The sequence below is a fragment of the Sphingorhabdus sp. EL138 genome, assembly GCF_945882965.1.
GTDB lineage: Bacteria > Pseudomonadota > Alphaproteobacteria > Sphingomonadales > Sphingomonadaceae > Sphingorhabdus_B.
This window is the reverse complement of record NZ_CAMCWY010000022.1, coordinates 12,631-35,376: the sequence shown is the minus strand read 5'-3', so window position 1 is coordinate 35,376 and position 22,746 is coordinate 12,631. Positions and strand designations below refer to the sequence as shown.

At 55.3% G+C, this 22,746-nt stretch carries 18 protein-coding genes; 7 read left to right on the top strand and 11 right to left on the bottom strand.

Annotation, left to right across the window (positions count from 1 at the left end):
• Positions 1–61: 61 nt before the first annotated feature.
• Positions 62–4,339, top strand: coding sequence for a DNA-directed RNA polymerase subunit beta' (rpoC, locus tag Q0N43_RS09925; protein WP_295445922.1), 4,278 nt, complete (start codon positions 62–64; stop codon positions 4,337–4,339).
• Positions 4,340–4,663: 324 nt separating this feature from the next.
• On the opposite strand, the gene Q0N43_RS09920 is transcribed toward rpoC, so the two are convergent.
• From Q0N43_RS09920 to Q0N43_RS09885, 8 genes are all read right to left on the bottom strand, one after another.
• Positions 4,664–5,227, bottom strand: a complete 564-nt coding sequence (locus Q0N43_RS09920) for a hypothetical protein (RefSeq protein ID WP_295445920.1) — start codon at positions 5,225–5,227, stop codon at positions 4,664–4,666.
• Between the two features lie 16 nt (positions 5,228–5,243).
• Positions 5,244–6,299, bottom strand: coding sequence for a hypothetical protein (locus Q0N43_RS09915; protein ID WP_295445918.1), 1,056 nt, complete (start codon positions 6,297–6,299; stop codon positions 5,244–5,246).
• 184 nt (positions 6,300–6,483) lie between these two features.
• Positions 6,484–6,702 carry a hypothetical protein gene (locus Q0N43_RS09910; protein ID WP_366845963.1) on the bottom strand — a complete coding sequence of 73 codons (219 nt, stop codon included), beginning with the start codon at positions 6,700–6,702 and terminating at the stop codon, positions 6,484–6,486.
• Positions 6,703–6,820: 118 nt separating this feature from the next.
• Complete coding sequence (gene galU / locus Q0N43_RS09905; RefSeq protein ID WP_295445914.1) at positions 6,821–7,690, bottom strand: UTP--glucose-1-phosphate uridylyltransferase GalU; 870 nt, start codon at positions 7,688–7,690, stop codon at positions 6,821–6,823.
• 31 nt (positions 7,691–7,721) lie between these two features.
• Positions 7,722–8,261, bottom strand: coding sequence for a peptide-methionine (S)-S-oxide reductase MsrA (gene msrA / locus Q0N43_RS09900; RefSeq protein WP_295445912.1), 540 nt, complete (start codon positions 8,259–8,261; stop codon positions 7,722–7,724).
• A 3-nt stretch (positions 8,262–8,264) separates the two neighbouring features.
• Complete coding sequence (locus Q0N43_RS09895) at positions 8,265–11,333, bottom strand: efflux RND transporter permease subunit (protein ID WP_295445910.1); 3,069 nt, start codon at positions 11,331–11,333, stop codon at positions 8,265–8,267.
• A 3-nt stretch (positions 11,334–11,336) separates the two neighbouring features.
• Positions 11,337–12,392: an efflux RND transporter periplasmic adaptor subunit gene (locus Q0N43_RS09890; protein WP_295445908.1), complete on the bottom strand. Its 1,056-nt coding sequence runs from the start codon at positions 12,390–12,392 to the stop codon at positions 11,337–11,339.
• A gap of 162 nt (positions 12,393–12,554) precedes the next feature.
• The gene (locus Q0N43_RS09885; protein ID WP_295445907.1) at positions 12,555–13,511 is read right to left on the bottom strand and encodes an L-threonylcarbamoyladenylate synthase; all 957 of its coding nucleotides are present in this window, start codon (positions 13,509–13,511) and stop codon (positions 12,555–12,557) included.
• A 54-nt stretch (positions 13,512–13,565) separates the two neighbouring features.
• Between Q0N43_RS09885 and Q0N43_RS09880 the strand changes: the two genes are divergently transcribed.
• A complete protein-coding gene (locus Q0N43_RS09880) occupies positions 13,566–15,302 on the top strand; it encodes an acyl-CoA dehydrogenase (protein ID WP_295445905.1) in 1,737 nt (578 codons plus the stop codon).
• Complete coding sequence (locus Q0N43_RS09875) at positions 15,299–16,114, top strand: DUF815 domain-containing protein (RefSeq protein WP_295445902.1); 816 nt, start codon at positions 15,299–15,301, stop codon at positions 16,112–16,114. The genes Q0N43_RS09880 and Q0N43_RS09875 overlap by 4 nt, the downstream gene beginning before the upstream one ends.
• A gap of 18 nt (positions 16,115–16,132) precedes the next feature.
• Here Q0N43_RS09875 and Q0N43_RS09870 read toward each other — a convergent pair whose 3' ends face one another.
• The 3 genes from Q0N43_RS09870 to Q0N43_RS09860 are packed head-to-tail and all read right to left on the bottom strand — an operon-like array spanning position 16,133 to position 18,575.
• Positions 16,133–16,687: a Smr/MutS family protein gene (locus tag Q0N43_RS09870; RefSeq protein WP_295445900.1), complete on the bottom strand. Its 555-nt coding sequence runs from the start codon at positions 16,685–16,687 to the stop codon at positions 16,133–16,135.
• A 7-nt stretch (positions 16,688–16,694) separates the two neighbouring features.
• A complete protein-coding gene (locus Q0N43_RS09865) occupies positions 16,695–17,903 on the bottom strand; it encodes an MltA domain-containing protein (RefSeq protein ID WP_295445898.1) in 1,209 nt (402 codons plus the stop codon).
• Between the two features lie 12 nt (positions 17,904–17,915).
• Positions 17,916–18,575, bottom strand: a complete 660-nt coding sequence (locus tag Q0N43_RS09860) for a Tim44/TimA family putative adaptor protein (protein WP_295445896.1) — start codon at positions 18,573–18,575, stop codon at positions 17,916–17,918.
• Between the two features lie 253 nt (positions 18,576–18,828).
• Between Q0N43_RS09860 and secB the strand changes: the two genes are divergently transcribed.
• From secB to Q0N43_RS09840, 4 genes are all read left to right on the top strand, one after another.
• A complete protein-coding gene (secB, locus tag Q0N43_RS09855; protein ID WP_295445894.1) occupies positions 18,829–19,338 on the top strand; it encodes a protein-export chaperone SecB in 510 nt (169 codons plus the stop codon).
• 23 nt (positions 19,339–19,361) lie between these two features.
• Positions 19,362–20,966: a murein biosynthesis integral membrane protein MurJ gene (gene murJ, locus Q0N43_RS09850; RefSeq protein WP_295445892.1), complete on the top strand. Its 1,605-nt coding sequence runs from the start codon at positions 19,362–19,364 to the stop codon at positions 20,964–20,966.
• A 5-nt stretch (positions 20,967–20,971) separates the two neighbouring features.
• Complete coding sequence (gene trpS, locus Q0N43_RS09845; RefSeq protein ID WP_295445890.1) at positions 20,972–21,970, top strand: tryptophan--tRNA ligase; 999 nt, start codon at positions 20,972–20,974, stop codon at positions 21,968–21,970.
• A 103-nt stretch (positions 21,971–22,073) separates the two neighbouring features.
• Positions 22,074–22,727 (top strand): DUF4136 domain-containing protein, encoded by a 654-nt coding sequence (locus Q0N43_RS09840; protein ID WP_295445888.1) that lies wholly within the window; start codon positions 22,074–22,076, stop codon positions 22,725–22,727.
• Positions 22,728–22,746 lie beyond the last annotated feature (19 nt).

The window sequence follows — 22,746 nt, the reverse complement described above, 5'->3', positions numbered from 1 at the left end:
GACAGAAACCCACCCCTAACCCCTCCCGCCTGCGGGAGGGGAAAGACAAAGGGAATACAAAATGAACGAACTGAGCAAATTCAACAATCCCATCGCCAAGGTCGAAACCTTTGACCAGATCCAGATCGGGATCGCGTCGCCGGATAAAATCCGCAGCTGGTCTTTTGGCGAAATTAAAAAGCCGGAAACCATCAACTATCGTACGTTCAAGCCAGAGCGTGACGGCCTGTTCTGCGCGCGCATCTTTGGTCCGGTAAAGGATTATGAATGCTTGTGCGGCAAGTATAAGCGCATGAAGTATAAGGGCGTCGTCTGCGAGAAATGCGGCGTTGAAGTTACGGTCACCAAGGTGCGCCGTGAGCGCATGGGCCATATCGAGCTTGCGGCTCCCGTTGCACATATCTGGTTCCTGAAGTCGCTGCCTTCGCGCATTGGCCTGTTGCTCGACATGCAGCTGAAGCAGCTTGAGCGCGTATTGTACTTCGAAAACTACATCGTGACTGAGCCTGGCTTGACCGCGCTGGAGAAGTTCCAGTTGTTGAGCGAAGACGAATTGCTCGATGCGCAGGACGAATATGGCGAAGACGCGTTCACCGCCAGCATTGGTGCCGAAGCCGTCAAGACCATGTTGATGGACCTCGACCTTGAACAAGAGCGCACTGACCTGCTCGACGAGTTGGCGGTTACCAAGTCCGAACTTAAGCCAAAGAAGATCATCAAGCGTTTGAAGGTCGTCGAAAGCTTCATCGATTCCGGCAACAAGCCAGAGTGGATGATCTTGGACGTCATTCCGGTCATTCCACCAGAATTGCGCCCGCTGGTACCGCTGGATGGTGGCCGCTTTGCGACCTCCGATCTCAACGATCTTTATCGCCGCGTCATCAACCGCAACAACCGTTTGAAGCGCCTGATCGAATTGCGCGCGCCAGACATCATCGTCCGCAACGAAAAGCGTATGTTGCAGGAAGCTGTGGACGCATTGTTCGACAATGGCCGTCGCGGTCGCACGATCACGGGTGCCAACAAGCGTCCGTTGAAGTCGCTATCCGACATGCTCAAGGGCAAGCAGGGCCGCTTCCGCCAGAACCTTTTGGGCAAGCGCGTCGATTATTCGGGTCGTTCGGTTATTGTGACCGGTCCAGAATTGAAATTGCACCAGTGCGGCCTGCCAAAGAAGATGGCGCTCGAACTGTTCAAGCCGTTCATTTACTCGCGTCTGGATGCTAAGGGTCTTTCGATGACCCTGAAGCAAGCCAAGAAGTGGGTCGAAAAGGAGCGTAAGGAAGTTTGGGACATCCTTGATGAGGTTATCCGCGAACATCCCGTCTTGCTAAACCGTGCGCCAACACTGCACCGTTTGGGCATTCAGGCGTTTGAGCCTGTCCTGATTGAAGGCAAGGCTATCCAGCTTCACCCATTGGTCTGCTCGGCGTTCAACGCCGACTTTGATGGTGACCAGATGGCTGTTCACGTTCCATTGAGCCTTGAGGCGCAATTGGAAGCGCGCGTATTGATGATGTCCACAAACAACATCCTGTCGCCAGCAAATGGTAAGCCAATCATCGTTCCTTCGCAGGACATGGTCTTGGGTCTATATTATCTCTCGATGGATCGTCGCGGCGAGCCCGGCGAAGGCATGATGCTGTCCGACATGGCCGAAGTGCATCAGGCGCTTGAAGTGGGTGCGGTAACGCTTCACTCCAAGATCATCGCCCGCGTGCCACAGACTGGCGAAGACGGCGTAGAGCGTATGGTGCGCTTTGACACCACGCCTGGCCGTATGTTGCTTGCGGAAACGCTGCCAAAGAGCCACCGCGTGCCCTTCGAGACCGTCAACCGGCTTCTCACAAAGAAGGAAATCGGCGACGTTATCGATCAGGTCTACCGCCACACTGGTCAGAAAGACACGGTATTGTTCGCCGACGCCATCATGTCGCTTGGCTTCAAATATGCGTTCAAGGCCGGTATTTCGTTCGGTAAGGACGACATGATCATTCCGGAAGAAAAGACCGAAATGGTTGCCGAAACCAAGGCGATTGTTGCCGATTTTGAGCAGCAATATCAGGACGGCCTGATCACGCAGCAGGAAAAGTACAACAAGGTGATCGACGCCTGGTCCACATGCGGTGACAAGGTCGCCAGTGCCATGATGGACAAGCTGAAGGCTTCACCAATGGACGAGCATGGCCGCGAATTGCCGGTCAACTCGGTCTATATGATGAGCCACTCCGGTGCGCGTGGTTCGCCAGCGCAGATGAAGCAGCTTGCCGGTATGCGCGGGCTAATGGCCAAGCCTTCGGGCGAAATCATTGAAACGCCGATCATCTCGAACTTTAAGGAAGGTCTGACCGTTCTCGAGTATTTCAACTCAACCCACGGTGCCCGTAAGGGTCTGGCCGATACAGCATTGAAGACAGCGAACTCAGGGTATCTGACACGCCGTCTGGTGGACGTATCGCAAGATTGCACCATCGTTGAAGTCGATTGCGGAACCGAGCGTGCTTTGGAAATGCGTTCGATCGTTCAGGGTGGTTCGACTATCGCCTCGCTGGGTGAACGTGTCCTTGGCCGCACCACGGCAGAAGACATTATGGGCCTTGATGGCAAGGTGTTGATCCCATCGGGAACCTTGCTCGACGAGCCAATGGTTGTCGCAATGGAAGAAACCGGCATTCAGGCCCTGAAGATCCGCTCGCCATTGGTGTGCGAATCCAAGGTCGGTGTGTGCGGAACCTGCTATGGCCGTGACCTTGCACGCGGTACGCCTGTAAACATCGGTGAAGCTGTCGGCGTTATCGCTGCACAGTCTATTGGTGAGCCTGGTACACAGTTGACCATGCGTACTTTCCACATCGGAGGTGCAGCACAGTTGAACGAGCAGTCCAACCTTGATGCCACGGCAGCGGGTAAGGTCATGTATCGCGATCTGCCGAGCATCGTCGACAAGCGGAAGAAGCGCCTAGCGATGGCACGTAACGGCGAACTGATCATCGTTGACAAGGATGGCCGTGAAATGGAAATCCACCGTCTGCCTTATGGTGCGACTTTGGCCTTCCCGGATGGCGCCGACGTCAACGTGGGTGACCGTCTGGCCGAATGGGATCCATTCACCATGCCGATCATCACCGAAAAGTCGGGTATCGTGAAGTATCAGGACCTGATCGACGGCAAGACGCTGACCGAACAGACCGACGAAGCAACGGGTATTGCCCAGCGCGTCGTTATCGAAGATCGTGCCGGTAGCCGCACCAAGAAGGAAGACCTTCGTCCGCGCATTACCCTGTTGGATGACGATAGCGGCGAAGCTGCGCGTTATTTGATTGGCGTTGGCACGATGCTTTCGGTTGAAGATGGTGCCGTGGTGCAGGCAGGCGATGTTATCGCCCGTGTGACCCGCGAATCTGCCAAGACCCGCGACATCACCGGCGGTCTGCCACGCGTTGCCGAATTGTTCGAAGCGCGTATTCCAAAGGATAACGCGATCATCGCCAAAATCTCGGGCCGCGTTGAGTTCGTCCGGGATTACAAGGCGAAGCGCAAGATTGCGATTGTGCCGGAAGAAGGCGATCGGATTGAATATCTGATCCAGAAGTCCAAGGTACTTGATGTTCAGGAAGGCGATTTCGTCCGTAAGGGCGATAACCTGATTGCTGGTTCGCCGAACCCGCATGACATTCTTGAAGTCATGGGCATTGAAGCGCTGGCGGAATATCTGGTTGCCGAAATTCAGGAAGTGTATCGTCTGCAGGGCGTGAAGATCAACGATAAGCACATCGAAACGATCGTTCGTCAGATGCTGCAAAAGGTTGAAATCACCTTCGGTGGCGACACGACTTTGCTTCCGGGCGAGCAAGTTGACCGCGAAGAAATGGACGCCATCAATGCAAAGTTGACCAAGGGTCAGGCACCAGCAACGGGTAACCCCGTATTGTTGGGCATTACCAAGGCTTCGTTGCAGACACGTTCGTTCATCTCGGCAGCATCCTTCCAAGAAACCACACGCGTCCTTACGCAGGCCGCTGTGGAGGGTAAGAAGGACATTCTGACCGGGTTGAAGGAAAACGTCATCGTTGGTCGCCTCATCCCTGCGGGTACTGGCTCTGCCATGAACCGGATGCGGATTGCAGCGACAAGCCGCGATGTTGCGCTTCGTGCCAGCTACAAGAAGCTGCAGGAAAGCCTGATTGCGCCAGAGACAGCAGCCGAAGAGCATGCTGCCGAACTGGCACAGGGTCCTGAAGCCGCGATTGGCGACGATGTGTTGGCAAAGGTCATTTCAGATGACCTGACCACCACTGATGCCGCTATCGACGATGTCGTTGACACGAGCGAAGAATAAACTTCGCTTTCAAGGCAAACAAAAACCCGCCGGTTGCAATTCCGGCGGGTTTTTTGTTGGTCCGCCTTGCCCCCCATATACGGGCGCAAATGCCTAGGGTCAGGACCTATTAAATCCACCTTCGCGGCGTCAAAATGGCAAAGAGATCGAAGGAAAATGTCCGCCGCAGGCAGTCATTCTGCCTGCAAGGGCATTTTGCTGTGAGATCGAAGCCATTTTGACGTCCTTCGGATTTGGCCCATTTTGTCCATTGCTACGTTGGCAAGCTTGGACTTAGAACCACTAAGTCCTGCGCTTTGCCGCCTTGCACTGAACAAAATGGCCTCAAACCGCGAAGATGGATTTAATAGGTCCTGACCCTAGGCATTTGCCTGACAAGGACAGTTGCAACAACGGGTCCAACTTGCGTTCACGGTTCACAATCTGGGCAAGGCTGCCCGATGCCCTTGTCCCTGCATAGATAAAGCGGTCACGTCGGAACCCTACCATATCGGTCACTTGGAAGCGGATCGTTCCCAATTTGAACTTGCTATATTCTATGAAAGTCGTGGTTAGAGTGCCCTCTTGCTGTCGGCGCGTTTCGTTGAAGTTCAATTGCGCTACTTGAAGTTCAGCACGCAGTTCCAAAGTATTCTGGGGACTGATCGTCCACGTGGCGATCACGGGTGGCTTGATGAAATTAAAGCTGCGTTCCGCGATGCTATCACCGGACAGCGTGAGCCTCGAAAACTCCGCGATTGCGCAAGCTTCAACCTTCCATGCCTGGCCAAGCGTCCATACATCGCTGACAAAAGGTTCAAACCGCGTTTCTTCGACCAACACATTTGACGCCGGGAAGTTCGTGACGGCGCCTGCTACCGATTTTGCGACGCTGAAGCGTGCGTCCAAGCGATTATAGGCGATCTCAGCGCCGAATTGGACCGCGTACCTTCAAGTCCAGCCCAATCATTCTGCATGCGTATATCGGCTTCTGTGGGGTGTTTCGGCTTCGTGTTTCGAACAGCGACACTGGCTGCGTAATACGAGAGGTTTCAATACTACTGAAGCTGCTTTCATCCCCTGTGCGATATAGTCCAACAATCTTGGTGTTCGTTTTCGGTAAGGCGGGAAGTTCGATATCGCGGCCCAATTCGTAACTTAGGTCGCCGATCGGTCCGTCGCGCCGCAAGAATTCTGTGCCAGTGCGGACCCGCGTTGCATTTGAATATTCGGCATTGCGAATGTCGAAATTGTCATTCCAGCGCATTTGTCCATTGAGGTTGAGTTTTACTCCCCCTATTCTGGTTTTAATGCCCACCCCGAGTGCAGCTTCGTCATGGCCGCCTTTCCCGGCATAGGATCGCCGTTCCACAAGTCCTCCGGAGGCAGTCTTAAAGTCTTCGGGACCAAAACCATACACGCGTTCCGAATAAGACGAGAAATTCAGCTCATAGCTGATGTCGCCGCGGCGAAGGGTTGCCGATATATTGAGTGATGGCTGAAACCCATAACGCGTTCCTGCTACGATGGTGGCTTCATAGGTGCCGTTCAATTTTGCCGAGCGTTTGCGGACGATATTGACCGCTTGGCCTTGCCCTTGCGTCTCGGTGTCCGCGCCGGCCTGTTCCGAAAGCACTATAAATTCGACCTGGCTTGCGGGTATTCGGGAGAGGATCGTTAAAATGTCGTCGGATTTGGTTGCGGGACGATCACCGTCAATCAAAACATTACCGTCATTTTCCCCGAAACCGCGACGACCTTCACCCTCGTTGATCGAAAAGCCAGGAATCCGTTTCACCATATCAAGCGCGGTCACAGGGGCGTAAGTGACGAAAAAATCAGGGTCGAATTTCCGGCTACCCGTTGGTGTCACGGACATATCGGCGTTGGCATTATCGACATTTGCATGTGCAATGTCGGGGACAAACAGAATAATCGCTGCTGTGACCAGCAACGCTTGCCGAATTTTCAAACCAAACATAGAAATCTCCCGTAAGACCCACAAAATGTTCGTCTTATGTGGCATAAACGCCGGTTAGCAGTGCAGGACATTTCGGGGCCAGTTAAGTTCGACTAACGGGCTGCCTTGTCGACAAGCCGCAAGATCAGTTTACGCTTCATCCATTTGTCGATGTTTCTAAAAAGTCAGCGGAAAGGTGGCTTTGTCACCGATCGTCCCGCTCGTCCTCAAACTGCTCACGAATGTCTTCCGCTTTTTCGCAGGCGTCTCTGTCGCCATCGGCGCAGCGTTTTTGCGCTTTATTCAACTGACGAGACAATTTTCCGAGGTTTTCTTCGCGCTTACGCATGTCACGCCCACGTTTTTCATCGGACTCAGACTGGCTGGTAGTAAGGACATCGGCGGTTTTGGATACGATCTTCACCGGTGCTGTGACAACGCTTGAGACCACGGACGCAACGCATCCTTGCAACAGAATCATGGGCGCTATCGCCAACACCAAACGCACATTCCGTCGCAAGACATATCCTCACTGAAACGAATTACTTGAGCAAATTCATTGCCATTATGCGCACCTGCTCTGCCATATCTGGGCGTTGCAGCGCGAGCGCTAAGTTCGCTTCGATATATCCCAATTTTGATCCGCAGTCATAGCGGTTGCCGTTAAATGTGACGGCGTTAAAGGGTTGCTGGCCGATCATCTGTGCCATGGCGTCGGTAAGCTGTATTTCACCGCCTGCGCCTTTTTCCTGACCTTCAAGTATCCGCATAACCTCCGGCTGAAGGATATAGCGCCCCGACACGATCAAGTTCGAAGGCGCATCCTCAACCTTTGGCTTTTCAACTAAGCCCAATACTTCGGTCACCGCGCCATTCGCCGCGCCCGGTGCAATCACACCATAACTGGAAACTTTATCATGCGGCACTTCAAGCACGCTGATGATGTTTCCGCCAATCTGGTGATACGCATCGACCATCTGCTTCATACATCCCGGCGATCCATGCATAAACTCGTCGGGTAGGAAGATGGCAAAGGGCTCATCGCCAATGATATCACGCGCGCACCAGATGGCGTGGCCAAGGCCCAAGGGCTCTTGCTGCCGCACATATACACAATTGCCGGGACTAAGCCGCGTGTTCGCCAAAACCGACACGTCTTTCCCACGTGCGGTCATGGTGTGCTCAAGTTCAAACGCGATGTCGAAATGATCCTCAATGACGCTTTTGCCGCGACCAGTGACAAAAATCATCTGCTCTATACCGGCCTCACGCGCTTCATCGACCGCATATTGAATGAGCGGACTGTCGACAATTGGGAGCATTTCTTTGGGAATGGCTTTTGTCGCGGGCAGGAAACGTGTTCCCAATCCAGCAACAGGAAATACAGCCTTTCGAACAGGTCTACGTGTCATGATCTCTGCTTAACGCCTGAAACAACAAAGTCTACGCAGACTTTGCAATCCGTTCGGCAAATCCTTTTTTCAGCTTTGCCAATTTTGGCGGAATGACTGCGAGGCAATAGGGGTTGCGCTGCCCTTCGCCGCCCCAATATTCTTGGTGATAATCTTCGGCAGGATACCAAGTGGCGGGGCCCTCAATTGTCGTCACAATGGGTGTGGGCCAATCGCCTGCTGCCTTTTCTATGCCCGCCTCGGCCTCTGCGCGCTGTTCGTCGGACAATGGGAAAATTGCCGAACGATATTGGGTACCGATGTCACTGCCCTGCCGATTTAGCTGCGTTGGTTCATGCGTTGCAAAGAATATTTCGACCAAATCGGCATAGCTTATGACGTCAGCATCGAATGCGATGCGGATTGCCTCGGCATGGCCCGTATTTCCGCCGCACACGTCTTTGTAAGTCGGATCGACCGTATGGCCCCCAATATAGCCGCTTACGACGCCGCTAACGCCATTCAGTTGTCCAAACACGGCTTCAGTGCACCAGAAACAACCTCCGGCAAAAATGGCTTCTTCTTGCGGCATAATCTATCCTTTAACTTGGGCAGCGTTTGCGGCCTTAGCCGCATCCCCGCGCACCACCAGAAGGTACATCGCAGGCGTGACAATACGTGATAGCAAAGTGGAAGAAATCAACCCCCCGATTAACACGATTGCCAATGGCGAATATAGGCTGCCGCCAAACAAGGCGAGCGGCATCAGGCCGCCTATCGCGGTCACGGACGTAAGCAGGACAGGTAAGAATCGTACTTCACCTGCCTTTTCAATCGCTTCGCGCAAGCCAAGCCCGCGCTGGCGCAACTGCGTGGTGAAATCGACCAACAATATGGAGTTTTTAATCTCAATACCGACCAAAGCGATAAATCCAATGATCGCAAGAAAGGACAGGTTGTTGCCGGTTATCAACAATGCGATGAGGCCGCCAAAGGTGCCCAAGGGAATAACGCCGGCAACGACCAAAGCTTCCTTAAACCTGCCAAATTCAGCCACTAATATGGCGAATATGCTGAACAAGGCCACCACCACCACTGGGCCGAAACCGGCAAAGGTATCATTGATTTTTTCCGCCTCACCGCCCACCGCGATGGAGTAGCCGGGCTTAAGCGGAATCTGGTCCATCCGCTTTTTTGCATCGACATTCACTTTGGACACGACAACGCCGTCGTTGATCTGGGCCGTGACGCCAACATAGCGCTGAAGATTATACCGATAAATGGCGGAAGGCGTTGATTCCAGCGTCGGGTCTGAAATCTCCGCCAATTGCACTGCCTGCCCGCTTCGGTTCGAAACATAGATCGCTTCCAACGCCGAAACCGGCTGCGTCTCTGCCAATGGCAAGCGGACAACAACGGGGTAGCTGTCCCCTTCGGTGTCGCGATAGGTACCAGCCCGCTCCCCGCTGAGCGCAAGCCGTATCGCCCGCCGCGCGGCACCCGCAGGCAGATCAAGCAACGCGGCTTTGGCATCGTCAACTTGTATGTCCAAATCGACCTTATCGAACGCAACTGGGTTGTTAATGTCTCTTGTGCCGGGGGTTTCGGTTAACACTTGCGCCATTTGCCCCGCGAGACGTTTTAGCTCGTCCTGATCAGGACCATAGACGCGAAATTCGACGGGGGCGTTGATGGGCGCGCCATTCTGAAACAACATCAGCTTGATCCGCGCGCCTGATATCTGGTCCAATTTCTTGCGCAGCCTGTCAACCATCGCTTGGGACTTTGTGCCTTCCCACGCATCCATTATTGCAATCACCTCGCCATGGGTCGGGTTTTCGCCGCGCTGAAACGAATTGTAGAAAACGGGCGGGTTATATGCGCCGACATTTTCTGCGCGGACTTTAATAGCGGGTTCGGTTTTCAGAACGGTGGATACTTGGGCGACAATGCGTCCCGTTTCGGCGATGCTCGCACCCTGCTCTGCCTCTATTGTGACGCGGAAATAAGATGTATCGGCGTTTGGAAACAGGCTGAAACCAAGTATCGGCACAAGCGAGAATGCCGCGCATGTGCCAATTAATGCACCCCATACGGAACGGCGCGGCCGGTCGAGCGCCCAATGCAACATTGGGTGGTAGAAACGGTCAATATTACGCATCAGCCATTGCAGAAGCGGGCTGCCTTCCTCGGGCTCGTCGCCTTTGAGAATTCGGCTCGCCAGAAACGGTATGATCGTGAGCGAAACAATCATTGATGCCGTAATCGTTGCAACGATGGTGCCGATAAAGCTCTGGATAAATTTGCCCGCCCCTTCAGGCAAAAAGAACAAGGGCAAAAAGGCAAAGACCAACACGCCGGTCGACCCCAAAACCGCCATCGTAATCTCTTTGGTCCCGTCAATGGCCGCTTCGTTCCGGCTTTTCCCCATGCGCAGGTGCCGGGCGATGTTTTCGACCACAACAATCGAATCATCGACCAATAATCCCAACGTCAGGATGAAGCCGGCAACCACGAACTGGCTAAGGTTAAAGCCATAGGCCGATATCGCAAGCAGCCCCGACGCAATTGACAGCGGAATCGATATCATCACGATGATCGACGCCCGCCAGCCCAAGGGCAACAAAGTGATCAGCACCAGAAACAAGGCGATTGCAAAGTCGCGCGCGAGCTCGTCCAAGCGTTTCCGAATATCCTTGCTTTGGTCAAACTGGACCACGGCTTCTATATCGGGCGGCAACAATTCCTGTTGCCGTGCAAGTTCTTCCACCAAACGATTGCGCAGCTTGGTCGCATCAGTGCCCTGTTTCTGATTGGCGGTAATGAAGACCGCGCGCTTGCCATTATGGCTGACTTTCACGCGTTGTTCTGCCGCGCTGATTTTCACGTCGGCGACATCTCCGACACGGATTATCGACCCGTCGTTCGACCGGATCGGAAGATTGCGAATTTTTTCAAGGTCCCGGAATGCGCCGCCTGTCTCCACATTGAATCTGCGGGCACCGCTGATGACGGCGCCAGCGGGCACATCCGCACCGCCAACGCGGATCGCATCGACCACAACGCTTGCTGGCAACCGCAACTCGGCAAGCCTACCCGAATCAATCGCAACGCTGATTTCCGGTTGGGGCAGGCCGTAAATTTCTGCCTGACGGACCTCTTTATCCCGCCCCAAGGCCTCGCTGACATCGCGGGCATATTTCTCCATCCGGTACCAGCTTGCAGTATCGCTCAGCAGCGCAATTTGGAGGATTGACGCATTTGTCGTGCGGACTTTTTCGAATTGTAGGCCCTGAAGGTCCGCAGGTAGTTGGTTCCGGATCGCTGTGACTTCACGCACTGCATCGTTGAAATATTGGTCCGGATTGCCAGACCAGTCAAACTCCGCCCGAATGACCGCATTACCGTCGCTGCTGGACGAGACGACACTTTGGACATCCTCCAAACCCTGAACCAATTCCTCAATCGGCTTGGTAATGGTTTGCTCAATCTCTGCCGCATCTGCCCCGGGCTGGGATGCCACAATTGACACGACAGGCATGGAAAAATGCGGGTCAACGGAGCGGGGAACTTGCTGAAATGCAGAAAAGCCCAACGCGCAGAGCAGCGTGAACAGCACCAGTGTCAGCTGCCATCTACGAATTGCAAACTCCGCGATATGCATGGACTAGGGCAGTCTCTTGACGATACGCACGGTAGACCCGGTGCGCAGCTTTTCCAACCCAGACGTCACGATCTTGTCACCCGGCCGTATCCCACCCGACACATTCACGAAATCATCCGCGACCTGTTCTATGATGACATTGCGCGTTTCAACGCGGTTCTTGGCATCCACCACATAGACCAAGCCTTCGCCCGTGCGGACGCCAAACAAAGCGCTTGCCGGAATTTGTAATATTGAACCACCGTCCGACGCTGGCAACTTTATGGTTGCGGTCCCTATTTGCCCCGACCGCAATGTTGACCGATTGGGCAGCCGAAATTGAACGGAGAACGCCCCTGTGGCGGCGTTTGCACGCCCGTCAATCTCCGATATCGTCGCGGTTAGGGGCGTGTCACCTGCGGATTCAATCAATATATCTGCCGCCATCCCGACGCGCAGTTTCGAAGCGTCACGATCAACGATTGGCACGCGGAAGACAAAGCCGTTATCGGCCTCACCCAACATAAAAGCTGGCGTTCCAGCGGCGATGACTTGCCCGGCCTGCACATTGCGCATCAACACAACACCGTTTGACGGGGCGTAAAGCCGCGCCGTATTGCTAGCAAATCCGGCCTGCCGCACGCGCGCGTCTGCGCTCTTTAACGATGCCTCAGTTGCCTCAAACCGCGCTTTGGTTATCCAACCATCGGCGTAAAGCGCGCGGACCCGGTCAAATTCCGCCCGGACGCGATCACGCTCGGCCGTCGCCACACTCATGTCCGCGCCCACATTTGTCGTGTCGAGCGCAGCCAATAATGCGCCGCGCTTTACAAAGTCACCTTCTTCAAAACGCACAATAGCGACCTTGCCTGCGGTGGTAAAACCCAGAGGCGTTTCGCGGCGATAGCGTACCGTGCCAACGGCGTTGATCTCGCGCTCTGCGCTCTGATTTTCGACAGTGAATATCTCTACCGGTAACGCGGCCTTGGGCGCGACTTTGCCTTCGCTTGCGCTGTCACTGCAACCGCCGAGTGAACTCAGCAGCAATAGGCCCGTCAAAAATTTCGAAGATACTGGCAAACGGCCCTCCCCTGCGCGGCTGTAACACGTCTGATAGTTGAATATTCCGCAGGATGAAATAGCGTTTTAATATGCAACTCATTTTAAATTTTGCTTAGCGTTAGCAAGGAATATGTGAAAGAAAAATGTGTGGTAACGGTCCACAGAATCACGACAATTTCATCATCGGACGGCTGCTCTTGTGAGCCTATCGTTCATTGCGATGCCTATGCCCTCATGCGGAATTGGCGCGACCGCGATAGCGCTGGCCAAACTTGCATCCGCATTGTGCAGCGCCTCAAATAAATGCGCCGCCGCCTGCGCCAAATCGCCAGTTGGGGACAAGTTTTCGTCGCCCGTTATTGCGCCAAAACCAATAAGATATTCGCCACGCACAGGCGCTGTGACGTTCAAGCGGACGGGTTTTGACGGCGCATAATGGCTGGCCATTTGGCCAGGCGCCTCAATCGCGCCCGTAACCAAGGACAAAGGCGGGTATCCAAGCGTCTGTTCAATTTCCATTGAACTGACTGGTCCCGGCCTTAACACATGCCAACCGTCATCGCGCACGGCAATGATCGTTGATTCCAACCCCGCCGAAGATGGACCCCCGTCTAATATCATCGGCACGGCCCCGCCAAGCCCTTTTAAGACATGATCCGCCCGAGTCGGGCTGATCGCCCGGCTGCGGTTTGCAGAGGGCGCAGCGAGGCTTAAATCGCTTTTTAGGAGCAATGCCTGCATCACCGGATGTGCAGGGCAGCGGATGGCGATAGTATGCAGCCCTGCGGTTACCGCGCGGGCGACGGGCGCATCGGGTTGCAAGGGCAGAACCAGCGTCACTGGCCCCGGCCAGAAAGCGTCCGCCAGTGCCCGCGCAGTAGCGTTGAACAGGCCAAGCTTTTCTGCGGCTTTCCGATCACGAACATGCACAATCAACGGATTAAAATCCGGCCGTCCCTTTGCCGCATAGATGCGCGCAACCGCTTCTGCATTTTGCGCATCTGCCGCAAGTCCATAAACCGTCTCAGTGGGAATCGCTACAATCTGCCCAGCGCGCAGAAGCTGCGCCGCAGCGGTAATCGCAGCGTCGTCAGCGGGTACAACCCAGCCATTCCCCAAGGTATTTGAGCCAAACATAATAAGCGGCTATAGGCGGATGCAGACCAGACTTAACAGGAATTTTTATTTATTATGGCGTTTTCAGCACCCGTCGCAGAACAAAATTTTGTCCTCAAGCATATCGTGGGTATCGACGCATTGGCGCAGCATGCGCGCTTTGCCGATGCGACCCCGGATATGGTGCAGGCCATTGTCGAAGGCATTGGCGCCTTTGCCGAAGGGGAATTTGCCCCGCTGAACCGCATTGGCGACACCGTTGGCGCGCGGTTAATCGACGGCAAAGTCGTGATGCCCGACGGTTTTGTTGCGGCGTATAAATCTTATGTCGCCAATGGCTGGGGCGCGATCAACGCGCCTGCGGAATTTGGTGGCCAGGGTCTGCCTTTCTCGCTGGCGACCGTCGCGCTCGATTCGCTTGGTGGAGCTAACATGGCCTTTGCTTTGTGCCCGATCCTCTCGGTCGGCGCGATTGAAGCGATCAGCCATCATGGCACCGACCGGCAGAAAAAATTATTTCTGCCCAAGCTGTCAACGGGTGCCTATTCAGGCACGATGAACCTGACCGAACCGCAGGCCGGTTCCGACGTCGGCGCGCTGACGTCGACCGCGACCCCACGCGGTGATGGCGCCTACGCGATCAAAGGCACGAAGATTTATATCAGCTTTGGCGACCATGACATGGCGGAAAATATCGTCCATTTGGTCCTCGCCCGCACCCCCGATGGCCCTGCTGGGACAAAAGGCATTTCGTTATTTCTCGTGCCCAAATATCAAGTGACCGCAGACGGCAGCATCGGCAAAGCCAATGACATCAAGGTCGTATCGATTGAACATAAAATGGGCATCAACGCCTCCCCCACCTGCGTCTTGGCCTTTGGCGAAGAAGGTGCGTGCGTTGGCGAACTCATTGGTCCCGAATTTGGCGGCATGCGCGCCATGTTCACGATGATGAACAATGCCCGCCTGAATGTCGGCCTGCAAGGTGTTCAAATTGCCGAGGCCGCCACGCAAAAGGCCATCTGGTTCGCACAAGAACGTGTGCAATCGGCCAAAGCTAGCGGACCATCGCGCGAATCGGTCGCGATTGTCGAACATCCCGATGTGCGCCGTATGTTGATGCGGATGAAAGCAGGGACACAGGCAATTCGCGCCTTATTATATCTCGCCTCCGGCTATGTTGATCGCGCCACGCTTGGCGAGGCAGGCGCGCAGGAGATGGTCGACCTGCTGACGCCGCTGGCCAAAACCTATGGCACCGACATGGGCAGCGAAATCGCCTCTTTGGGCATTCAAGTGCATGGCGGCATGGGCTTTGTCGAGGATACAGGCGCAGCGCAATATTATCGCGATATTCGTATCGCGGCGATTTACGAAGGCACCAATGGCATTCAAGCGGCGGACTTGGTTGGTCGCAAGCTTGCGATGCAGGGCGGGGATGTTATCCGCAAACATCTTTCGGCCATTTCGGCAGGTGCGGTGGACCATCCCGGCCTGTCGGCGCTCGCCGCAGCGACGGCTGAAGTAACCGAATATATGCTCGGCGCAGAAGTCGATGATCGTTTGGCAGGCAGCTACGCTTATGCCAATATGATGGCGGTTGTGACGTCGGGTTGGTTGATGCTGCGGCAACATCGCGCTGCGCAAGCCGACATCGCCAATGGCGACACCAGCGCATTTTTACGCAGCAAGGTCGCGGCCTGCCGCTATTATCTGGACGTCATGGTGCCAGAGGCTGTGGCCTATAAAGGAACCGCAATGGCAGGGGCGCAATTGCTCTATGCCCTTGATGCGGAGGAACTGGCTGCTTGAACGAACAGACGCTGCAACGGATCGCCGAAGCGCTTGAGCGGCTTTCGCCGCCGCCAGCGCCGCCAATCGATCTGTCGTCGTCGCCTGCATATCATTGGAACGGCACGACCTTGGCAGCGGCGCAGGGTTTTAAGCCACTGCCGATTGACCTGATCGTCGGCGTCGACCGGCAAAAGTCCGATTTATACGAAAATTGCCGGCGGCACGCCTCTGGCGCAGCGGCGCATGATGTCTTGTTATGGGGCGCGCGCGGCATGGGCAAATCGGCCTTAATCAAATCTATGGTCGCCGCGCTTCAGGACGATGGCTTCTTCATCGCGTTGGTCGAAGCGTCCTCAAGTCATTTGACGAGCCTGCCCGCCTTGTTTGAAGAACTTGGGGCCTCAGGCCGGCGTTATTTATTGTTCGTCGACGATATCTCGTTCGAGCCGCACGACCAAAATGCGCGCCTATTACGGTCATTGCTGGAGGGCGGGGTTGAGGCGCGTCCGAACAACGTCCGGCTTTGCGTTACGTCCAACCGCCGAAACATCGTTGAGCGCGACGGCACGGACCAAACGGATGCAATGAATGCACGCGATGCCATCGATGACAGTCTGGCCTTGGCTGATCGGTTTGGCCTAAAGCTTGGCTTTCAATATCCCGACCAAGACGCGTATCTGCAAATGGTCAGCAGCTACGCCAGCCATTTTGATCTCGACTGGGACGAAGCTGGCGCGCTGAGTTTTGCCCAAGGACGCGGCGGTCGTTCAGGCCGGATCGCATGGCATTATACCGTTGAGCTTGCAGGCCGCGCAGGGCGGAAGATTTAATAGGTCCTGACCCTAGGCCTAGCTTTTCAACATAATGTACAGCGCGCCCGTCCCGCCATGGCGCGGATGGGCGTTGCGCACCGCCGAAATATGCCGCGCATGGCGCGACGCCGCCAGCCAGTCCCGGACAACGGCGGCAATTGCACCCCTGCCCTCACCGCTCGCCCGATCATGCGCGCGCGGCTTGCCGGTTACGAGCAATATCACTTTCATCCGCTGCGCAATCGCTTGCTCCAACGCGCCATCGAGCCGGTTATACGCCAGCGACAAGGACGCATCGTGCAGATCAATGCTGACATCAGGCAATATGCTACCGCGTATGATCCTCTTGTCCCAATGTCCGTCGAGATTGTGGAGCACAGGCGCAATCTTGCTTTGCCCGGGCGCTAATTTCGGCTTTGTATCGGCAGGGACAGGCTTTGGCTTGGCGTTCAAAAACTTTGCCAGTACCGCCTTATCCGCCGACGGGGTCGCAACCGGCGCTGGCTTTGGCTTGCCGCCATGCATCGGTTTTACGGTCGCAATGACCCGGCCCCAAAGGGACTTTTCGTTGCTGTCGAGATGCCGCGCCATGCCAGATTTACAGGCCCAGCCGCGCAACCGCAGCCTTGGGTAGAAACAGCAACGCCGCCCCGCGCGCCGACATGCCGCCCGCAATTACGCGCGCGCGTTCGCCAGCGCCCCAGAAGGTATCAATGCGGTTCGCGCCCTTTATGGCGCCGCCGGTATCCTGCGCAATCCAAATACCATTGGGTTCTGCGCGGTCCATCGACAGCCAAACCGGCGCGCCCAGCGGGATGAATTTCACGTCCACGGCAATGCTTGCCTCACCCACCACGGGATAGCCCATTGCGCCCAAGGGACCGGCACCGGTCAGTTCGCGGAAGAAAATATAGCTTTTATTTTCCTGCATGATCTTGCGGCCCTCTTCGGGGTTGGCATGCAAGAAGGCAACGATCCCCTGCATAGAGGCATCAGTAATCAGTCCGCGATCCCGCATCAATCGGCCGATGCCCGTATAGCCACGCCCATTCTGGCTATCATAACCAATGCGCATGACATTGCCGTCGGGCAGCTTCAACCGGCCCGACCCTTGAATTTGCAGGAAGAAAAATTCGACAACATCGGACGCATAAGCAATTTCAAGGCCGCGCCCAGCCAATGAACCGTTTTCAATCGTTGCGCGGTCATCATATTGCAGAAGTTTCGTGCCGCTGACCTTGCCACGGATGCTGCGTCCCTTCAGCTCATCAGAAAACTGCCCAAGGTCAACATCGATCAGGTCTGATGGCCGTTTATAGACGGGAACATCGCATCCAGCTTGCAGCATGCGGCAACCGGCGATCTCAGGTTCAAAATAGCCAGTGGCATAGGCCTTGCCATTACCAACCTGCACTGCGTCCATATGAGTCGCGAAAAAGGAAATGGCATCATTGGTCCATGTTTTGACGGCGTCGCAAGCGGCTACCCAGTCGCTATTTTGGGTAAGGCCGCTATTGTCGGAACGGCGGACAAGGCCGGGGCAACTTGTCCTGAAACTATCCATCGCACGTGCCGCCTTGCGCGCATCAACTTGCAAAGTTGCAATTTGCGGACCGCGCACGACGCCGAGTCCTGCCGCCGTTGTGATATCGCGCGTCGGCGCAGGTGTTGCCACTGTATCCGCGACGGGCGGTGCAGACGCCAATATACCCGGCGACGTTGCAGGGCCCGCAGGGGGTGTCACCCCGCTTGCACAAGCCGAGAGCGTGAGGGCCGATAGACCGAGAATGAAAAGGGCGCGAAGCATCGCCCGGGTGAATCAGACCGAGTCGGTTTCGTCAAGCTTCCAGTTACGGCCGCCCGATTTCACGTCGCGCATGAATGTCCAGATATCATGGGTTTCAACCGCATCTGTCATCGATCCACCAATGACATTTCCATCGGCATCCTTAACCATCGCGGCGATATCGGCGTCATAACGAACCGATATCCGAGCGATGGGGTGATCGTAGCTTGCGTCGACAACGCGAATTTCATCAATGCGGACCAAGCGGTTTTCGAGGGTTTCACCTCGCGCAGTCCGGCCATCAATCGCCTCGGCAAAGCTTGCATAGACGTCATCATCACACAAGAAGCGCAGCGCTTCCTTGTCGTCCTTCCAATAGGCCTCAAGCACCATTTTATAAGCGATTTTTGAACCTTCTACGAACGTGCCGAGATCAAAACCGCGATCGGCATTTCCAATCGCTTTGACGCCGCTTTGTGCTGCCATATCGACGTTTGACAGGTCCGTAGCGGGCACAGCCGACGCCGCGTCACTACCCGCAGATGGCTGCCGCAACAATAGCGGCGTATTCGCTTCAATAGGGCGGTGGGCCAAAGGTTCTTGTTCATGTCCGGAACGTTTGCCGAGCACTGCATAAAGGCGAAGGCCTAGGAAAGCTGCAACAAGAGCGAGCAAAACAATAGTAAACGTCACAACGCCTCCATTCGGCAAAAATCTAGACATGGTCACGGCGCGAAAACTGGTCGCCAAACGCCCATATCAAATCATATAGGGACTAACGATACGGGTTTCAAAGGGCTTTGCCCAAAGAAAAATGCAGGCTCGGCTAAGGACATGGCGCGAGCGCAACAATCATTGCCCTTTGACGGCACGCCTGCTAGGCGCTTCGGCCATCAGGGGTCGTAGTATTGCGGCTGTGGCAAACAAAAAGAAAGCACGACACATCATGGCCGACGAAACAGGCACTATCGTTTCCGATAAGGTAAAAGCAAATGGCGAAGACACAGCGCCTGCCGTCGGTATGTTGAACCAGTATATCAAGGATCTGTCGGTTGAAAGTCCCCACGCCCCGCACAGTTTTAACTGGGAAGGCGCGCCGCAAGTTGATGTGCAGGTCAACATTCAAGCCAACGCCATTACAGACGAAGTGCATGAAGTCGCCTTACGGCTTGCCATCAAGGCAGAGACTGACGATGGCGTACAGTTCTCCGTTGAGCTTGATTATGGAACCTTGTTTGGCCTGCGCAATGTAAGCGAAGAGCAAGCGCATCCTTTCTTATTCGGTGAAGCGCCGCGCTTGATGTTCCCATTTGCGCGCCGAATCGTTGCCGATGCCGTCCGTGATGCGGGCTATCCGCCACTGGTGCTTGAACCCATCGACTTTAACGCGCTCTACATCCAACAGCTTTCGCAAGCGCAACAAATGGCAGAGACGCAGCCTGCCGGCGAAGCCTGAAGCCGACGGCACCAGGTGAACAGATGAGCCTGGTTCGAAACAGCATTACCATCGGCGGACTGACTTTGGTCAGCCGTGTCTTGGGCCTAGTGCGCGACATGTTGATGGCGCGCTTCGTTGGCGCTGGCCTTGCGTCCGACGCATTCCTGATCGCGTGGCGTTTGCCCAACCTGTTCCGAGCCCTTTTTGCCGAAGGCGCGTTTGCAGCGGTATTCGTGCCGTTGTTTAACAAAAAAATGACTGAGGCCGAGCGCGAGAAGGCTGACCAAGGCCTGATCGCCGCCCGCGCTTTTGCAAGCCAAGTGCTGTCCGTGCTGTTCCCGTTTCTGGTGCTGTTCACGGCCCTCATGATGCTCGCCGCTGGTCCTATTGTCTGGGCTATGACTGGCGGCTTTCCAGATGGCGGGCCGGAGAAGTTCGCGCTGGCACGGCACTTAACGATCATCACCTTTCCCTATCTGGCGCTGATATCATTGGTATCATTGCTTGGAGGGATATTGAATTCGCTGAACCGATTCTGGGTCAATGCCGCAGCGCCGATCTTGTTGAACATCTGCATGATTATCGCGCTGATTTTCTTCCGTGGGGATAATCCCGTTGAAACGGCGGCCACGCAAGCGGTCGCAGTTACCGTGTCGGGCGCGCTGCAATTGCTGTGGCTCATCTGGGCCTGTCACCGCGCTGGCGTTAACCTGAAGCTGAGTTTGCCGCGCCTCACTCCAGATGTGAAGCTGATGCTGGCCTTGATTGCGCCCGCCGCGATTGGCCAAGGCGCAATCCAGTTCAATCTGTTGATCTCCACTGCGCTTGCCGCGCGGTTCCTGCCTGAAGGATCTGTATCGTGGCTTTATTATGCTGACCGCTTGAACCAGTTGCCGTTGGGACTGATTGGCATAGCAATCGGTACAGCCATTTTGCCGGCACTATCGCGGCAGATTGCCGGAGCAGATAGCAAAGCCGCATCGGACACGCAGAACCGCGCCGTCGAACTTGCCTTATTCTTCGCGATGCCCGCGACGGTCGCGTTGATTGTGTCGGCGATGCCGATTGTGCATGGCATATTCGAACATGGCGCATTCACGTCGGCCGACACAAAAGGGACCGCGGCGGTACTAATGGCGTTTTCGGCAGGCGTTCCAGCCTATGTGCTCATCAAGGTGCTGACCCCAGGATTTTACGCGCGCAGCGACACCAAAACGCCGCTGCGGCTGGCCTTATGGTCCATGCTGGTCAACCTTGTTGGTAACCTGATCCTAATTTGGCCCTTGGCGCATATTGGCGTCGGCGTGGCGACTGCCATATCCGCTTGGGTGAATGTCGCGTTGCTTTGGATCACTTTGCGCAAGCGTGGTCATATTGCCGTCGATGCCCGGTTGAAGCAAAAGATATGGCGCATAATTTTGGCGGCCGCCGTCATGGGCTTCGCGCTTTATTTCGGAAATGCACTTATCGAAGACCTGCTTGGCATCGGATTGTGGCGGCGCATTGCCGTTTTGTTCACTTTGGTAACCGCTGGCGGCGCGGTCTATGCGCTGGCCATATTGCTGTTCGGGGCCTACCGGATCAGCGAATTAAAATCCCTTCTCCGCAGGCGAGCAACTGCGCCCGTGGCCCCTGCAAGCGAGTAAATTCTATGCGCGTTGTTTCCGGTATTCAGCCAACTGGCAACCTTCATCTCGGCAATTATCTGGGCGCGATCCGCAACTGGGTGAAGATGCAGGATGAAATGGAATGCCTGTATTTCCTCGCGGATTTGCATGCCATTTCGATGCCGCATGTGCCCGAGGAGTTGACCGCAAACACCCGCGAGATGGCTGCCGCGTTGCTCGCCTGCGGGCTGGATATCAACAAGGCGATCCTGTTCAATCAGGCGCAGGTCCCTGCCCATGCTGAGCTGCAATGGCTGCTGACCGGTACGGCGCGGATGGGTTGGCTCAACCGGATGACCCAGTTCAAGGACAAGTCCGGCAAGAACCGCGAAGGCGCGAGCATTGCGTTGTTTACCTACCCGGTGTTGCAAGCCGCCGACGTGCTGCTGTATCAGGCGACGCACGTGCCGGTGGGCGAAGACCAGAAGCAGCATTTGGAGCTTGCCCGCGACATCGCCCAGAAATTCAACACCGATTTTGGCAAGGGCACAGATATTTTCATCTTGCCTGACCCCATCATTCCCAAAGCGACGGCCCGTATCATGAGCTTGCGCGACGGTAGCGCCAAAATGTCCAAATCTGACCCAAGCGATATGAGCCGAATCAACCTGATCGATGATGCCGACACGATCCTGAGCAAAATCAGAAAGGCCAAGACTGATCCAGAGCCGTTGCCATCGGAGGCAGATGGTCTTGAGGGCCGGCCCGAGGCAAAGAACCTGGTCGGCATATATGCTGCCTTTGCGAATGAGACTGTGGAAGATACGCTGACTCGCTTTGGCGGTCAGGGCTTCGGCTCATTTAAGCCTGCACTGGCAGAGATTGTGGTCGAACATCTGCGCCCCATTTCGGACCGCTTTAGCGCGCTAAAGGATGACCATGAACAGATTGACGCGGCATTAGCGAAAGGCGCGGCAAAGGCGCGCGAATTGAGCGCGCCGACGTTAAAGGCAGCCTATGGCGCGCTTGGCTTGCTGCGTTGAATGATGTTACATTGTCGTTCAGCTGTAGTTCAGCGAAACAATCCTAATTTTAATGCTTTAGCTGCAAGACGGCATCTGGCCGCGTTCGAAGGGATTTGAATTGATGAAAAAGGTCGCAACTTTTCTCGCTCCGCTGGCGCTGCTTGCGTTGGGTGCATGTGCAACGCCCTTTAACGTCGATGTTTCGCGTTTTCAGGAGCTGCCCGCACCGCAGGGTCAGACCTTTGTAATCCGCGCGGCCAATCCCGCCAACGCCGGTGGCATTGAATTTGGGCAATATGTCGCGTTGGTCGCCAATGAGCTTCAGGAAATTGGGTATGTGGCTTCATCGGGTAGCACCGCCGACATGACCGTATCGCTCGATTATGCCGTTGATGAAGGCAAGGAACGCAACATCGTTCGCCAAGACCCGTTTTATGATCCTTATTGGGGCTTTGGCAGCTTTTACCGCCCCTATGTTGTGCGCACGCGGCGCGGCGCGCGCTATGTTGTGGGCTATTATGACCCGTTCCTCTACAGCGGCTTCAACAGGCCATATGATGTTGACAGCTTCACGGTGTACACCGCCGATCTGGATCTAAAAATTGACCGCAATACGGACGGGAAACGCCTGTTCGAAGGCAAGGCAGAAGCCAAGTCGCGTTCGAACAAAATGCCCTATCTGGTGCCTAATCTGATTGAGGCCATGTTCACAGGTTTCCCCGGCAATGGTGGCGAGACTGTCCGGATTTCCGTGGCACCCGAGGAAAAGCGCTAGGGTCAGAACCCTAGGCTCG

Bases quoted from the DNA above. Each gene is read 5' to 3' on its own strand.
- Q0N43_RS09870 (WP_295445900.1), bottom strand. From the start codon at position 16,687: ATGGCGCGGCATCTCGACAGCAACGAAAAGTCCCTTTGGGGCCGGGTC.
- Q0N43_RS09915 (WP_295445918.1), bottom strand. From the start codon at position 6,299: ATGTTTGGTTTGAAAATTCGGCAAGCGTTGCTGGTCACAGCAGCGATT.
- galU (WP_295445914.1), bottom strand. From the start codon at position 7,690: ATGACACGTAGACCTGTTCGAAAGGCTGTATTTCCTGTTGCTGGATTG.
- msrA (WP_295445912.1), bottom strand. From the start codon at position 8,261: ATGCCGCAAGAAGAAGCCATTTTTGCCGGAGGTTGTTTCTGGTGCACT.
- Q0N43_RS09840 (WP_295445888.1), top strand. From the start codon at position 22,074: ATGAAAAAGGTCGCAACTTTTCTCGCTCCGCTGGCGCTGCTTGCGTTG.
- Q0N43_RS09865 (WP_295445898.1), bottom strand. From the start codon at position 17,903: ATGCTTCGCGCCCTTTTCATTCTCGGTCTATCGGCCCTCACGCTCTCG.
- secB (WP_295445894.1), top strand. From the start codon at position 18,829: ATGGCCGACGAAACAGGCACTATCGTTTCCGATAAGGTAAAAGCAAAT.
- Q0N43_RS09895 (WP_295445910.1), bottom strand. From the start codon at position 11,333: ATGCATATCGCGGAGTTTGCAATTCGTAGATGGCAGCTGACACTGGTG.
- murJ (WP_295445892.1), top strand. From the start codon at position 19,362: ATGAGCCTGGTTCGAAACAGCATTACCATCGGCGGACTGACTTTGGTC.
- Q0N43_RS09885 (WP_295445907.1), bottom strand. From the start codon at position 13,511: ATGTTTGGCTCAAATACCTTGGGGAATGGCTGGGTTGTACCCGCTGAC.
- rpoC (WP_295445922.1), top strand. From the start codon at position 62: ATGAACGAACTGAGCAAATTCAACAATCCCATCGCCAAGGTCGAAACC.
- trpS (WP_295445890.1), top strand. From the start codon at position 20,972: ATGCGCGTTGTTTCCGGTATTCAGCCAACTGGCAACCTTCATCTCGGC.
- Q0N43_RS09880 (WP_295445905.1), top strand. From the start codon at position 13,566: ATGGCGTTTTCAGCACCCGTCGCAGAACAAAATTTTGTCCTCAAGCAT.